We start from the raw sequence: 13,154 nt of genomic DNA, 5'->3' as shown, positions 1-13,154 counted from the left end.
CGTCCTGGGAGTCTGCTTGTCTGTCCCCATTGAACGGGCACGGGCGGCCGTCCCGTACCCCGCAGGTGATGACGGAATCCTTACGACGCAGTTGTGTTCGCATCGCGGCGGTCGGCGTGTGGGACGTGTTTGCCTCCCGGTCTGGTCAGCGGTGCTCGGGGTTGTCCGCCCCTGGTCGGCAGCCGGCGTCCCACTCCGTGCGCTGGTTGCCGTGGGCGGGGATCCCTCCGGCGCGTTTGAGCAGGGCTGCCAGGTGCATCAGGTTCCAGGTCATGAAGCTGGTGTTGCGGTTGGTGAAGTCGTTCTCCGGGCCGCCCGAGCCGGGGTCCAGGTACGAAGGGCCGGGCCCCGCCGCACCGATCCAGCCCGCGTCGGCCTGAGGCGGGATGGTGTAGCCGAGGTGCTGGAGGCTGTAGAGGACGTTCATTGCGCAGTGCTTCACGCCGTCCTCGTTGCCGGTGATCAGACACCCGCCGACCCGTCCGTAATAGGCGTACTGGCCTTCGGAGTTGAGGAGGCTGGAGCAGCTGTAGAGCCGCTCGACGACCTGCTTGGTGACCGAGCTGTTGTCGCCCAGCCAGATCGGCCCGGCCAGCACAAGGATGTCCGCGGTCATCACCTGCTCGTACAGCGCGGGCCAGGCGTCCGTTGCGAAGCCGTGTTCGGTCATGTCCGGATAGACGCCAGGTGCGATGTCGTGGTCGACGGCACGGATCTCGTCCGTGGTCACCCCGCGCGCGTCCATGATCGCCCGGCTCTTGTCGATGAGCCCTTGGGTGTGGCTGAGCTGAGGGGAGGGCTTGAGTGTGCAGTTGATGAAGAGCGCACGCAGGTCGTCGAAGCGGTAATTGTCCTCAGTCGAGGTGGGCGATGCTGCCATGGCGGCCTCCGGGAGGAGAGCGGATAGGGGGCGCGGGGCGGCGTCCCTGCGCCGTCCCGCGGAAGCGTCTCGCGGAATGCGCGGGTTGTCCCGCTGCGACCCACCGGTGCACGGCGCTTTCCACTGACATCCAACGCCGCCGTGCATGCCCCCACCACGAGAAGCCAAGGGTGCCCGGGACTCTACGTCTCCTGTCCCCGCGGGCCGCATGCGTACCCGAGCCGCAGGAGTTGCGACAGCAAGTCGGCGCGGCGCAGCAGCGGTTCGACCACTTCCTGCCTGACGTGTACGCGTTCCGCAGCGGACTGAAGGCTCCCGATGGGGGCTTCGCCGGGCCTGCGGGAGTGGTTTGGGAAGCCCTCTGAGTCGTCGCGACGTGCAGCCATCCCGTGCCTCCTCTCGGAGCGGGGTGCGTGACCTGCGGTTGCTGCCCTCTGCTCCTGGGACACCTGGTGCCCGTAGAGCAGACAGCTAATCCTTCCCAGGGGTTGTGCTGCCCCGCCTCCGGGGTGTCTCCCACGATGACAGAGCGATCTCAGGCCGCCGTGTCAGAAGCCGATCCCGCCAACCTCCAACAGCGTCACGACATACGCACACACCAGCCCCACCTGCGCGAGGAACACAAGCACGGTGTGAACGGCGAGATGCCCAGGCCGCCCGGCGTCGAGACAGGCACGCGCCGCGCGGCTCACCCGGGGACGGGCCCCCATGACGACCTCTGACTGCCGTTCGAGCGCCCGCCGCAGCGCGCGCCGCCCGGCAGTGGAGGTGACACCGAGCCGCACCCCGTGTGCGTCGCGGACGAGGAGTACCCGGTGGACGGTCCCGTACGAGAACGTCGTCTGCAGCCGGACACTCGCGATGCGACTCAAATCGACGGACCGCATGCCGGTCAGGGTCCGCGCGGTCATCCTCGCCGACGAGCGACGCGTCGGCCCATGTGCCGTACACAGCTCGACGAACAACAGGAAGGCGAGTGGCCCGGTCACCAGCCCCACCATCGTCCCCGACCGGACCATGACGCCGACGGCGAAGGGCAGCACGAGCATCGCCACGACCAGGCCCAGGCCCACACGCGCCCGACGGCGGGCCGTCGTGCCCGCGTCCTGCAACTCCCGACCGGCCCGTGGCACCTCAGTGTTCCTCGAGGGCCGGACCCGAGCGGGCAGCGTGTCGGTTCACAGTGTTGGCAATGAGCCGGCGCGGGTCGACTGCGCGGTCGATCGCCGACTCAACGGCCGCGACGCGGTCGGCGAGCAGCCCGAGGGCGGCAACAGCGCGGGCGATCGGGTCGCCCTCGGGGCCGCCCAGGGTCTGCGTGCGGACGTACGCCGCCTTCACCTCGGACCAGCGCGCGCTCTGCTCGGTGGTCAGCGTGTCACGCAGTTCGGCCAGCTTCAGGCAGGCAGGCAGCGACGAGCACGCCGACACCCGCGATCATGGCAGTCATGGCATACGTCCTTGAGGCGTAAGGGAGTTGAGCGTGAGAAGGACAAGTGCCGGGTGAGATCCGACGCTCTCGCGGCTCAGGCGGCGCGGTCGCCCGGCCTGAGTGCGGTGCAAGGAGACGCGCCCCCGCAGGGATCCGGGCCGCCCGCGTCCCGGAAGCGGCGGTGCAACGGCCCTACGATCAGGCACGTCACGCCCCAGGCAATGAGCAGTGCTCCCACCGGGAGGACGAGGCGCAACAGCCCGGTGGCAGGTCCCGGAGTCGCGAACACAACAAGCACAACCGTCGCCCCGACGCTCAAGGACCAGGCGAGCACCGTCAGCAGCGAGAAGGCGACCATCGCGGGAACGCCATCCAGGCGCCACCTCCGCAAGTCCACGTCCGCGTCGAAGCTGTCGACCTCGGCGACACCGCCTGCGACCAGCAGCCAGCAGCACGCGAGGACGACGAGGGCCGCGGTCAGCAGGATCGTGGGCGGCCCCGTGGCGGCCGCAAGAAACGTCCGCATCACCCAGTCCCCCTCCCCAACCGCGGCGCACGGAAGTCGATTCCGACGGTGCACGAACCCTTCGGACTCCGGTGCCGGGCACCTGCCGGTATCCGGCACCGGAACCATCCGCCGTGCTCCCCACGAGCATGCTGCACGATCGGATCCCGGCAGCGCATTGCCGATTCCCGGCAGTGTTCACTAGGGTCTGCCTGCCGATGGCGTTAAGAAGCCGTCATCGGCGCGTCAGGAATCGGGGACGACGTGACCGACCGGGACATGCCCGAGCAGTATCTCGACGGCTACGACCGCATCCTGGCGGATGTCTCGGCCACCCGGCCGGCGCCTTACCCGGGAAGAGATCGCCTCCCGGCGTGCCCTTGGGGAACGGGCCGCGGAAGCCGGCCACGGACTGCGCACCCTGATCAGCGCGCACCTGACCGCCGCCCGCGCAGCCTGGCCGCAGACACCAGGTTCGACCGACTGCGCGCTGGCCACCGTCCAGCAAGTCATCGACGCCTTCACCGAAGGCTACGAACGCGCCCAACTCCTGGCCGTGCGCCAGGAAGAGGCGGCCCGCCGCGAGTTCATCGACGACCTCCTCTACGGCCGCAGCGACCTGGGCCGTCTCGCCGAGCGCGCCGAGCGCTTCGGCCTGCGCCTGTCCCACGAGCACGCGGTCGCCGTAGCCCAAGGGCCTACCGCCTACGACGAGGGTGACCCGGTGCCGCGGCAGGTGGAACGGGCGCTCATCTCCCGCTTCGGCGACCGCAGCGTCCTGCTCACCACCAAGGACGGCCGCCTGTTGTGCATCGCCCCCGGTCCCCAGGACGAGGTCCTCACCTGCTTCGCCAAACAGGCCCACGCCGCCACCGACGGCGGCCGGGTCGCCATCGGCCGCCCTCAGTCCGGCCCCGGCGGCGTCGTCCAGTCCTACGAAGAAGCCCTGGGCGTCCTCGAACTCGCCGAACGGCTCGACCTCGACGATCCCGTGTTGCGCGCCGCCGACCTGCTGGTCTATCCCGTCCTCACCCGCGACCGGCAGGCCATGGCCGACCTCGTCGTGGACGCCCTGGGCCCCCTCACCGCTGCCCGCGGCGGTGCCCAGCCCCTCCTCGACACCCTCAGCGCGTACTTCGACTCCGGCTGCGTCGCCGCCGAGGCCGCACGCCGCCTGACCCTCAGCGTGCGCGCCCTGACCTACCGCCTGGAACGCATCCACAAACTCACCGGCGCCAACCCGGCCGATCCCGCCCACCGTTACATGCTCCAGACAGCGGTGATCGGCGCCCGGCTGCTGGACTGGCCCGCCAAGGACCTCTGACCCGGGTCGGGTACGGGGCCGCCCGGCATGCGGCCGATGTGACGCTCCATCAGGGGACTTGCGCACGCAGTCGCGTGGTGGCGCTTGCCGTCCCAGGGGCAGCACCGGGACCGGGCCCGTACCGCAGGAACGCAGGCATCTGCACCGCGCAGCTGCCATGGACCGGTTGCGGCCACCAGCCCCTGCCGCTGATCCGTCCCGACGCCTGACCTACTGGTCCGAGAGGCGCTGTCAGACCCGCGTGGGACCGTGAGGGTATGGACAAGCGGCGCGCGGTCGACGCCCGCTCCGGGGGCATGCCCGTGCCGCCCGGCAGGCAGAGGCGCCCGCACGGCTACGGGCCAGGTACCAGCCGGCCGCGACAGCCACCGCGCGCCCCGAGCCGAGAAAGGCCGCGTCATGTCCGACATCGACACACAGTTCCTGCGCAGCCTGTTCGACGAGGAAGGCAGCCTGCACACCGCCGGCCGCACCGCCCTGTACCGGCTCCACGGCCCCGAAGGCCTGCTCTACGTCGGCATCTCCACGTGCCCGCTCACCCGCATCCGCACCCACCTGCAACAACAGCCCTGGGGCCGCCGCGTCATCGCCATCCGGATCGACTATCCCGACGACGCACACGCAGCCGAACGCGAAGCGGTACAAGCCGAACGGCCCCTGCACAACGTCGTCTTCAACGGGTCGGCCCCTCCCCCACCACCCGACCGGGCCTCACGACTGAGGTCCGAACTCGCCGCGCAGCAGCGGCGACTGGAAGAACTCGAGGCGGCCGTACCCCAGTCCACCACCCATCTGCGTCTCATCCTCCGCGGTATCACCGCAGCGCAGACGAAAATCGCGAAACTCGCCAGCGCAGTCGAGGAAGCCGAGGCCGCACCACCCTCACCCGGACGGCGGACCAGACGCGCCAAGCCGTAGTTTTGGTCAAGCGCCGTCGATGCGATCGAGCAGCGCCCGAGCCTCGAGGGTGCGGTGATGACCCGGGCCGAAGGAGGCCAGGCAGGCGTCATGGGCGGTTACGGCCCGGACGCGGGCCTCGGTACCCCGGTGGAGTCCCAAGAGGGCGGTGGCCACGGCCAGTTCGACGGTGCCGGTCTCCGTGCGGCGCTCCTCCTCGGGCAGGCTGCGACGCAGTTCGTCGGCGCGCTCAGCCTCGGCGAGAGCCTCCTCGTGGCGGACCTGGCCGTTGAGGCTGCGTGCCAGGCCCAGCCGCAGGACCAAGCCGAGCCGGTCCGGTACGCGATGGGCGTCGAGGGCCTCACGGGCGAGCGCCTCGGCCTCCGGGTGACGTGCCTGCGCGTTGAGGGCGTAAATCTGTCCGTTGCGGGCGGCCGCCGCGATGAGGGGCATCTCCGGCTCTCTGCCACGGGTCGCGGCGCGGGCCACCGCCGCGCATTCCGCCTCGCATTCGGCGTGCCGGGCGATCGCGCTCAGCGTCTGAGCGCGATCAGAGCGCAGTTTCAGTGTCTGTGGATGTTCGGCGCCGAAGACCCTGCCGAAGATCGGCAGTACTGCGTCGTATGTGGCGAGGGCCTCGTCGTGGTGGCCCTGAGCACCTGCGGCGAGCGCGGCCATGCTCAGCGCCAGCGGTGCGTACGGGTCGTCGCGCGGCCGGGACCGGGCCGCCGCCACGGCGCGGGCCTCGGCCTCGGCCTCGGCATAACTCCCGGCCTTGAACAGGACCGTGGCGTGGGCCAAGGGCGATCTCGTCATCTGCCTGGCCTCGGTTCGGCCGCGCGGCCAGAAGAGCTTCATGCCCGGAGCATACGGATGTTCGTGCGCGCGTTCGGTGAAGGGAGGCTCCAGGCGGCCGACCAGGAGATCGGTCGACACCCCTCCCCGAAAGACGTGAGGCCCATCAGATTCCTGCTCGGGTGGTCGGCAGCAGGAAGCTGCGGCGTTCGCTGTCGGTGAGTCGGCGGAAGACCCGGGATCGGGCGTGCCTGAGCAAGGTATCCATGTCCGTGGTGGGTTCCCAGATCCTTACGCTGCGGTCTCGGGAGACGGTGGCCAGCCGTGAGCCGTCCGGATGCCACGCCAGACCATTGACCTGATCGTCATGGACCCCCACGACGGTCAGCTCTCGGCCGTCGTCCGGGTTCCAGAGCCGTACGGTGCGGTCCCAGGACACGGTGGCCAAGTGCCGCCCGTCGGGTGACCAGGCGACGCCCTGAACGCGTTCCTGGTGCCCGGTCATGGTGACGAGCTCGGTACCGCTGAACGGGTCCCAGAGGCGAACGGTGCGATCCCGGGAGCCGCTGGCGAGCCGACGGCCATCAGGAGACCAGGCGACGCGCCACGCGTAGTCCGCGTGCCCGTGCAAGGTCGTCACGGCCGTCCCCCGGCGGGTGTCCCAGACACGGAGCGCCTTGTCGGTCGATGAGGTGGCCAGGTAGCGGCTGTCGGGAGACCAAGCTGCCCCGCCTATCCAGTACTTGTCCCCGCGGAGCACCGTGAGTTCGGTGCCGTCCGAGGCATCCCAGACACGAGTGGTGCTGTCGCGCGAAGTGGTAGCGATCCGGGTGCCGTCAGGGGACCAGGAGACCGTCGTGAGTTCGTCGTCGTGGCCGCGCAGCACGGCGAGCTGCGTCCGGCCGCGTACGTCCCAGATCCGGGCAACGGCGCCGCGGGAGGCGGTGACCAGCCGCTCGCCGTCGGGGGACCATGCCAGGTCGGACACGGCACCTTCGTGTCTCAGGGTGGCCACCGCGGAGTTCTCTGCGATGTCCCAGATCACGGCCGTACCGTCCTGGGACGCGGTGGCGAGGCGGGTGCCGTCGGGCGACCAGGAGACGTTCTGGACCGAGTCGTCGTGGCCGAGCAGGGTCCCGGTCCGGCTGCCGCGCGGAGTGGCGTCCCATATGGCCACCGTCCGATCGCGGGAGACGGTGGCGATGCGGTGGCCGTGCCAGGCGATGCCGTTGACGCTGTCGGTGTGGCCGATCAGCAGTGATTCCTCACCTGTGTCCGCGTCCCAGACGCGAACGGTGCAGTCGTCGTCCCCAACGGCGATGTGGCGGCCGTCGGGGGCATACGTCACGCAGGTCAGCGGTGTCAGCGAGGTGAGCTTGCGGGACTGTGGCTCGTCACCCTCCTCCTCTGCATCGGCGATGTTCCAGACCAGGGCCGTGCGGTCCTCCGACACCGACACGAGACGCCGGCCGTCAGGGGACCAGGCGACGGACGGGACACTGGCCCGGTGGCCGCTCAGTTCCGTCGTACGCCCGCCGGGTGTCAGGGACCAGACGCGCACCATGCCGTCGTCCGAGGCGCTGGCGAGCTGCCGTCGGCCGGGTGACCAGGCCAGGGCCCACACCGGCAGTTCGTGCCCGGTCAGCACGGTCACTTCGGCATGCGTCTCCGCGTCCCAGATCCGTACGGTGCGGTCGCTGCTCCCCGTGGCGAGCCGGTCGCCGTCCGGTGACCAGGCGAGAGCCCCGACGCTGTCCTCATGACCGGTGAGCACGCCGAGCGCGGCCCAGGTCTCGGCGTCCCAGACGGTGACCGTACGGTCCCGCGAGCCACCGGCCAGCCGTTTCCCGTCCGGTGACCAGGCCACGGTGTGCCACCTGTCGCCGTCGACATGGGTGAGGACGACGGGGTCAGCGGCCCCGTTGGCGTCCCAGATCCGGACCGTGCCGTCGTCGGACGCGGTCGCCAGTCGCGACCCGTCGGGAGACCAGGCCACAGCGTTGACGTCCTGTCCGTGGCCCCGGAGGACTGCACGCCGCCGGGAGGCGCCCAGTGCGGTGTGCAGTGCCTGTTGGGCCGCCGAAGTGGGGGCACACTCCTCGATGGCGGCGAGCGCCGCAAGGATCGCCAGCTCCGGGTCGCGTTCGGCGCTTTCCAGAGCCCGGTGGGCGACGGCGTCGGCGACACGTTCCAAAGCGACTTCGTCCTGGCTGATGGAGTGTTCCAGAAAGGCGGTGACGAGCGGGACGCCGGTGAGGGCTTGGGACGCCTCGTCCGCCCACGCGCGTGCGACGGCCAGCCGTTCGCCGCTCAGCAGATAGGCGTCCTGCCGGCCTGAGCGTTCCCAGTCCTGTGCCCACCTTTCCAGCTCCGTACGGCGGCGCAGCTTGTCCGTACTGGCCGCGACAGCTTGACGCAGTGGGGCCCACTGCCGGAAGAGCGCCTCATGGGCGACGTCCAGCACGGCATTGTCGCTGGTGAGCAGACGTCCGGTGACGAACGCATCGGTCACGGTCCGCTCTTCGGGCGTGAGGTCCTCGCGGTGCACGCGGCGGCGGGTCGGTTCGCCATGCTCCAGGGTCACGAATTTCAGCAGTGTGGAGAGCACAGGCGTGTCCGCATCGACCCCCCGCAAGTCGGCGGTGATGCGGTCCGCCTGGTCGGACAGTGCCCCGGCAACTGCGCCCAGGCGACGGTAATCGTCCTCCGTCACCGTCCCACCGGAACCGACCCGCAAGAAGAGTTGCTGAAGGGTGTACGCCAGCAACGGCAGTGCGTCCCCGCCTCCGGCGTCGTCCACCATCCGTGCCACAACCCCGGGAGCGAAGCTCAAGCCCGCTTGTTCCGCGGGTTTTTCGATCACCTCGAACAGCTCTGTGCGGCCGAGCACGCCGACCAGCGTCGGCTGGTGAGTCAGCGCGGCGTATCCGGTTCCCAGGAAGTCGGTCAGGAAATCCGATCGCAAGGTGGCCACAACCCACAGATGCGGATCCGCCGCAAGCGACTCATCGATCAGCGAGAGGAACGCGCCCCGGTCCCGGGCTCCGGTCAACGTGAGGAGTTCCTCAAGCTGGTCGACGACCAGGAGCACCGGCGCGGCACGTCCGCCCCGCGCCGTACGCAGCCGGTCCAGGCACCGCCGTACGCCCGCGGCCCCCTGGGTCAGTTCCGTCTGAACCTGCTCGACGGTCGTGTCCGGCAGCACGGCGGCAAGACTCGACGCGAAGCTCACCAGCGGTGCGGCACCCGGTGCGAACGGTGGCGCGATCACCCAGAGGCCGCGCCGCCGTCCCAGGGCGGGCAGCAGCCCCGCCCGCACCAGCGAGGACTTGCCGCTCCCGGAGGGACCGATCACCGCGACGAACCGGTGCGCCCCGGCCGGGGCGGACGGATTGAGCCTGCCGACGAGATCCCTTATCTCCCGGTCACGGCCGAAGAACACGCCGGCATCGTCCTCGGTGAATGCCTCCAGCCCGGGGTACGGCGGCTGCGAGGAGTTCCACGTCCGCGTGATCGCGACAGGCCGCTCCAGGAAGTGCATCCAGACCTGTCCCGCGACGAGAAGCAGTACCACGACCGCGACCAGAGGCACCGACCAGTCCCGCAACAGGCGCAGTAGCCACGGGACATGATCCGTCTGATTGGTGGCGTAGTTGGCCGCAATGCCCAACAGCGCCCCGAGCAGCATGAGCAGGACGTCCAAGACAAGTTTCACCGGACGACGGTCCACGCATCCCCCACCAGAATCAGAGTCCGCTGTCACTCCACGGCGCTCTGGCCAACCCTATGCGCGACCGAATGGGGCCCATGGGACGGGGAGGCAACTGATCGCCGACACCTCCTCACCGCTGATCCGACGGATTGCCGAACTGGCGCAGGTACGCGTCGATCAGAGCGAAAGTGGCATCCGGCTGTTCGATCTGCGGAAGATGGCCGGCCTTGGGAACGACTTCGAGTCGGCCGTCGCCGAACGCGTCGGCGTACGCGGCGCCGTAGGCGGGCGTGACAATGCGGTCGCTCTCGCCCCAGAGCAGAAGGGAGGGCACCTGGACCTGCCGGAGCCGGGGCAGCAGCGTGGGGTCGTGCATGTAGGGATCGCCGGCGAGGATGCGCATGGTGGCCATGTTGGCTTGTCGGCGCGTGAGTTCTTCGGCCGGGATGCCGCTCGGGTCGAGGTGGTAACGGTCCGGGTCGTGCCAGGAGTGCTCCGCCACCCCGCGGGCGTCGAGGGCGAAGAAGTCGGTGATGTGTTCGGTCTCGACCTGCACACCTACCGCATCGATCAGGACGAGGCCGGTGATGCTTCCCGCGCTGTCATGTACGGCCATCTCGGCGGCTGTCCAGCCCCCGAGGGAGGAGCCGACGACGAGAACATCGCGCAGTCGGCGGTCGCGCAGCATGTGCAGATAGGCGAGGGCCAGGTCGTCGATGCCGGTGAGCCAGTCGGGGCGGTGGGTGCCGTCCCAGCCGGGGTGCACGGGCGTGATCGTGTGGGCGGTGCGGGAGAGGTGCTGGGCGAGGCCGGCGACGGTGGCGGGGCCTCCGCCGCCGTGCAGGACGAGGACCGGCCTGCCTGCTCCGGCCTCGGACAGAGTCAGGGACAGGTCGGCGTACATGGCTGATGCGTTGGTGGGCATGCCGACCATCGTAACTAAATATCTTTATATAAGCTAGCTTGGTCATGGCGTAGACTCGATGCATGCACGATGAGCTGCAAGAACTCGGCAGAGCGGTCAAACAGGCCCAGTACCGACAGCACCGGGCCCTCGACAGTGCCCTTCAGGCCATCGGCACGACACTGGCCCAGTGGGACGCCCTGCGCGCGATCAGCCGTTCCCCCGGAGCGTCCGCCCGCGAACTGGCCGCAGCCACGTTCCAGACCGAACAAGCCTTCGGAACGCTCGCCGGCCGTCTTACCGCCCAGGACCTCGTAGAACGCCGACCAGGACACGGCCGGCGCATCGAACACCACCTCACACCCACCGGCCGGCAAATCCTGGCAGCAGGCCACAAAATCGCCGACGAAGTGCTCGCCGACTGCTTCTCCCCCCTGCCGAACGCGGACCGCGCAACCCTCCTCGATCTGCTCCAGCGCCTCACCACAGCACAAGACAGCTAGTCAGCTACTCGGCCAGGTAGACGTCAATGCGGGCCGGCTGCGCGGCAACCCGGAGGCCGAAACCCACGCGAGCTCCCTGGCCGCACTGGGCCGGGTCGGCCGACCGGAAGACGTGGCCGACATCGTGGCCTTCCTCGCCTCGGACGACGCGCGCTGGGTCACCGGCAGGACGATCGACGCGACCGGCGGCTCCGGCCTGTGACCCCCTTCCGCCTTGGGCGGGAGCACCCGTCGGTGACCTCCCGTCCGAGGGAACTCGCCACTACCGCAGGCAACCCGCTCAAGAATGAAGACCGGGGTCCACAGCTGGAACACTAGACTGATCATCCGTTCGAACGTGAGGGGGAGCATGATCGACGTTGACGGGTATCTGGCCGTGCTGGGGGTGGCCCGGCCGGCGGCCCCGACCGCCGAAGCGCTGTGGGCACTGCACCGGGCGCAGGTGGAACGGGTCCCCTACGAGACCCTCGACAACCAACTGGGACGGCCGACGGGGATCGGCGCCACGGAATCCGTGGCCCGGATCCTGCGCGGGCGCGGTGGCTACTGCTTCCACCTCAACGGGGCCTTCGCCGCGCTGCTGACGGCCCTCGGCTACGACGTGACGCTGCACCGGGCCGGGGTGCAGGACGAGGTCGAGGACCCCGAGGGCCCGGACGGCGACCATCTCGCGCTCACCGTGGGGCTCGACGGCGAGCGGTGGCTGGTCGACACCGGGCTCGCCGGCGGCATGTACGAGCCACTGCCACTGCGCGAAGGTACGTACACCCAGGGGCCGTTCACCTACGCGATGGCCCCGTCGGTGGTGGTGCCCGGCGGCTGGCGGTTCGCCCATGACCCCCGCGGCGCCTTCACGGCGGTGGTCTTCGCGCCGGAGCCCGTGGAGCTGTCCTCCTTCGACGCGGAGCACCAACGGCTGTCCACTTCCGCCGAGTCCGGATTCGTCCGGGTCCTCCAAGTCCAGCTCCGCGACGCCAAGGGCGTGGACATGCTGCGCGGCCGTGTGCTGCGCCGGATCGACGCCGAAGGCACGTACGAGCGGACCATCGACTCGGCCGATGACTGGTACGACGTACTGGCCGACGTGTTCCATCTGAACCTGACCGACGTCGACGCCCCCGCACGGGCGGCGCTGTGGCACCGCGTCCACACCGCACACCAGGAGTGGGATGCCGAGGGGCAGCGCGCAACAACGCCCTGATCGGACGGTCGGCTCATCAGTTCCTGCCCGCTGTGACCGGGCGGACTTCTACGATCCGGCGCATGCCGGATCCCGAGTTGCCGGAACTGATCACCGCGCGGCGCGCGGAACGGGACGGACTCGAAGAGTGCGCCGCCTGTCTACCCGAGGCAGGGCCCACACGGCGGTGGATGACTGCCGGTTCCTGCCCTGCCACAAGGGCCGGGCCGTGCGTCAACCGGCGGGTTGGATGCGGAGGACGGCGACCTCATCCCGGATGTCGACGACCTTCAGGCTCATGGCGTCGTTGATGGTCGCAGCAGGGCCCTCGCCGCAGCTGAACCCGACACCGCCTCCGCCGTCCGACGACACGCCGCCACCACCGGAACAGCCCGAGACGCTGTAACCCGACCCTGTCAGCTGGGCGACCATGTCCACCCTTCCGCCGGCGATCGCCGTCACTTTGATCGGCCCGAGGCCATACGCGTCCGGAACCGTCACGGCGTCTCCCACAGCGACCTTGATTTCACAGGTCCCGTCAGCACACGGTCCCGTCGGCGAGGGCGACGGCGTGGCCGTCTGTGAGGGATCGGACGCCGACCCGGTTCCGGACCTGCTGGGCCGGCCCCCGGCGGAGGGCCCGTCCGAAGAATCCGAGGAACACGACGTCAGAACTGCGAACACGCAAGCGACAACAACGGCGGCGGTGGATGACGTTCCTCTACGCATCATGATTGCCATTGAACCGTCCGCCACCGCCGCCCCGGGCAGGTGCGCCACAAGTCGTCCCCGGGGACGTTTGCCACCGCCACCGCTGGCCGAACACGTTCGGCAGAAACCAACGCGGCTCCGGCGACCGCCGCACCTCGATGATCGTCAGCGGGCGGCAGGTCAGCCCGGAAGCCTGCCTCTCTACCGCCCGTCCGCCTTTTTCAGCCGCCGCTCCAGGGATCCGCCCTGCGCGCCAGCTTCTTCGCCCGGCGGCGTGCGTCCGGGGGGAGGCGGTGGAGGACCGTACGGGC

The 13,154-nt window shown here is 69.9% G+C and carries 11 protein-coding genes and 2 pseudogenes; 5 read left to right on the top strand and 8 right to left on the bottom strand.

Going from position 1 to position 13,154, the window contains the following annotated elements; translation table 11 throughout:
* Positions 1–145: 145 nt before the first annotated feature.
* The 4 genes from M2157_RS45715 to M2157_RS45700 all read right to left on the bottom strand — a co-directional run bounded on the left by M2157_RS45715 (position 146) and on the right by M2157_RS45700 (position 2,838).
* Complete coding sequence (locus M2157_RS45715) at positions 146–880, bottom strand: flavodoxin family protein (RefSeq protein ID WP_280859619.1); 735 nt, start codon at positions 878–880, stop codon at positions 146–148.
* Positions 881–1,428: 548 nt separating this feature from the next.
* The gene (locus tag M2157_RS45710) at positions 1,429–2,013 is read right to left on the bottom strand and encodes a hypothetical protein (protein WP_280868391.1); all 585 of its coding nucleotides are present in this window, start codon (positions 2,011–2,013) and stop codon (positions 1,429–1,431) included.
* Position 2,014: 1 nt separating this feature from the next.
* A complete protein-coding gene (locus tag M2157_RS45705; RefSeq protein WP_280868390.1) occupies positions 2,015–2,311 on the bottom strand; it encodes a hypothetical protein in 297 nt (98 codons plus the stop codon).
* A 95-nt stretch (positions 2,312–2,406) separates the two neighbouring features.
* On the bottom strand, positions 2,407–2,838 hold the full coding sequence (locus M2157_RS45700; protein WP_280859622.1) for a hypothetical protein: 432 nt from the start codon (positions 2,836–2,838) through the stop codon (positions 2,407–2,409).
* 243 nt (positions 2,839–3,081) lie between these two features.
* On the opposite strand from M2157_RS45700, the pseudogene M2157_RS45695 reads away from it, so the two are divergent.
* A pseudogene (locus tag M2157_RS45695) lies at positions 3,082–4,141 on the top strand (helix-turn-helix domain-containing protein).
* Between the two features lie 399 nt (positions 4,142–4,540).
* Positions 4,541–5,059 (top strand): GIY-YIG nuclease family protein, encoded by a 519-nt coding sequence (locus M2157_RS45690; RefSeq protein ID WP_280859624.1) that lies wholly within the window; start codon positions 4,541–4,543, stop codon positions 5,057–5,059.
* 6 nt (positions 5,060–5,065) lie between these two features.
* Here M2157_RS45690 and M2157_RS45685 read toward each other — a convergent pair whose 3' ends face one another.
* The 3 genes from M2157_RS45685 to M2157_RS45675 all read right to left on the bottom strand — a co-directional run bounded on the left by M2157_RS45685 (position 5,066) and on the right by M2157_RS45675 (position 10,470).
* On the bottom strand, positions 5,066–5,896 hold the full coding sequence (locus M2157_RS45685; RefSeq protein ID WP_280868389.1) for a tetratricopeptide repeat protein: 831 nt from the start codon (positions 5,894–5,896) through the stop codon (positions 5,066–5,068).
* 103 nt (positions 5,897–5,999) lie between these two features.
* Positions 6,000–9,548 carry an AAA family ATPase gene (locus M2157_RS45680; protein WP_280868388.1) on the bottom strand — a complete coding sequence of 1,183 codons (3,549 nt, stop codon included), beginning with the start codon at positions 9,546–9,548 and terminating at the stop codon, positions 6,000–6,002.
* 127 nt (positions 9,549–9,675) lie between these two features.
* Entirely contained in the window at positions 9,676–10,470 is a 795-nt protein-coding gene (locus tag M2157_RS45675; RefSeq protein WP_280855237.1) for an alpha/beta hydrolase, read from the bottom strand.
* Between the two features lie 62 nt (positions 10,471–10,532).
* On the opposite strand from M2157_RS45675, the gene M2157_RS45670 reads away from it, so the two are divergent.
* From M2157_RS45670 to M2157_RS45660, 3 genes and pseudogenes are all read left to right on the top strand, one after another.
* Positions 10,533–10,952 carry a MarR family winged helix-turn-helix transcriptional regulator gene (locus M2157_RS45670; RefSeq protein WP_280855238.1) on the top strand — a complete coding sequence of 140 codons (420 nt, stop codon included), beginning with the start codon at positions 10,533–10,535 and terminating at the stop codon, positions 10,950–10,952.
* Between the two features lie 19 nt (positions 10,953–10,971).
* A pseudogene (locus M2157_RS45665) lies at positions 10,972–11,154 on the top strand (SDR family oxidoreductase); the annotation flags it as partial.
* 147 nt (positions 11,155–11,301) lie between these two features.
* Positions 11,302–12,153 carry an arylamine N-acetyltransferase gene (locus tag M2157_RS45660; RefSeq protein ID WP_280868387.1) on the top strand — a complete coding sequence of 284 codons (852 nt, stop codon included), beginning with the start codon at positions 11,302–11,304 and terminating at the stop codon, positions 12,151–12,153.
* A 213-nt stretch (positions 12,154–12,366) separates the two neighbouring features.
* Here M2157_RS45660 and M2157_RS45655 read toward each other — a convergent pair whose 3' ends face one another.
* Complete coding sequence (locus M2157_RS45655) at positions 12,367–12,633, bottom strand: hypothetical protein (RefSeq protein WP_280855240.1); 267 nt, start codon at positions 12,631–12,633, stop codon at positions 12,367–12,369.
* Positions 12,634–13,154: the final 521 nt, after the last annotated feature.

This window comes from Streptomyces sp. SAI-127, from assembly GCF_029894425.1.
GTDB lineage: Bacteria > Actinomycetota > Actinomycetes > Streptomycetales > Streptomycetaceae > Streptomyces.
This window is presented reverse-complemented; position numbering and strand designations above follow the sequence as displayed.

What these genes read in the sequence shown, in the direction of transcription:
- M2157_RS45715 (WP_280859619.1), bottom strand. Translation starts at nt 880, where the DNA reads ATGGCAGCATCGCCCACCTCGACTGAGGACAATTACCGCTTCGACGAC.
- M2157_RS45700 (WP_280859622.1), bottom strand. Translation starts at nt 2,838, where the DNA reads ATGCGGACGTTTCTTGCGGCCGCCACGGGGCCGCCCACGATCCTGCTG.
- M2157_RS45690 (WP_280859624.1), top strand. Translation starts at nt 4,541, where the DNA reads ATGTCCGACATCGACACACAGTTCCTGCGCAGCCTGTTCGACGAGGAA.
- M2157_RS45685 (WP_280868389.1), bottom strand. Translation starts at nt 5,896, where the DNA reads ATGAAGCTCTTCTGGCCGCGCGGCCGAACCGAGGCCAGGCAGATGACG.
- M2157_RS45675 (WP_280855237.1), bottom strand. Translation starts at nt 10,470, where the DNA reads ATGCCCACCAACGCATCAGCCATGTACGCCGACCTGTCCCTGACTCTG.
- M2157_RS45670 (WP_280855238.1), top strand. Translation starts at nt 10,533, where the DNA reads ATGCACGATGAGCTGCAAGAACTCGGCAGAGCGGTCAAACAGGCCCAG.
- M2157_RS45660 (WP_280868387.1), top strand. Translation starts at nt 11,302, where the DNA reads ATGATCGACGTTGACGGGTATCTGGCCGTGCTGGGGGTGGCCCGGCCG.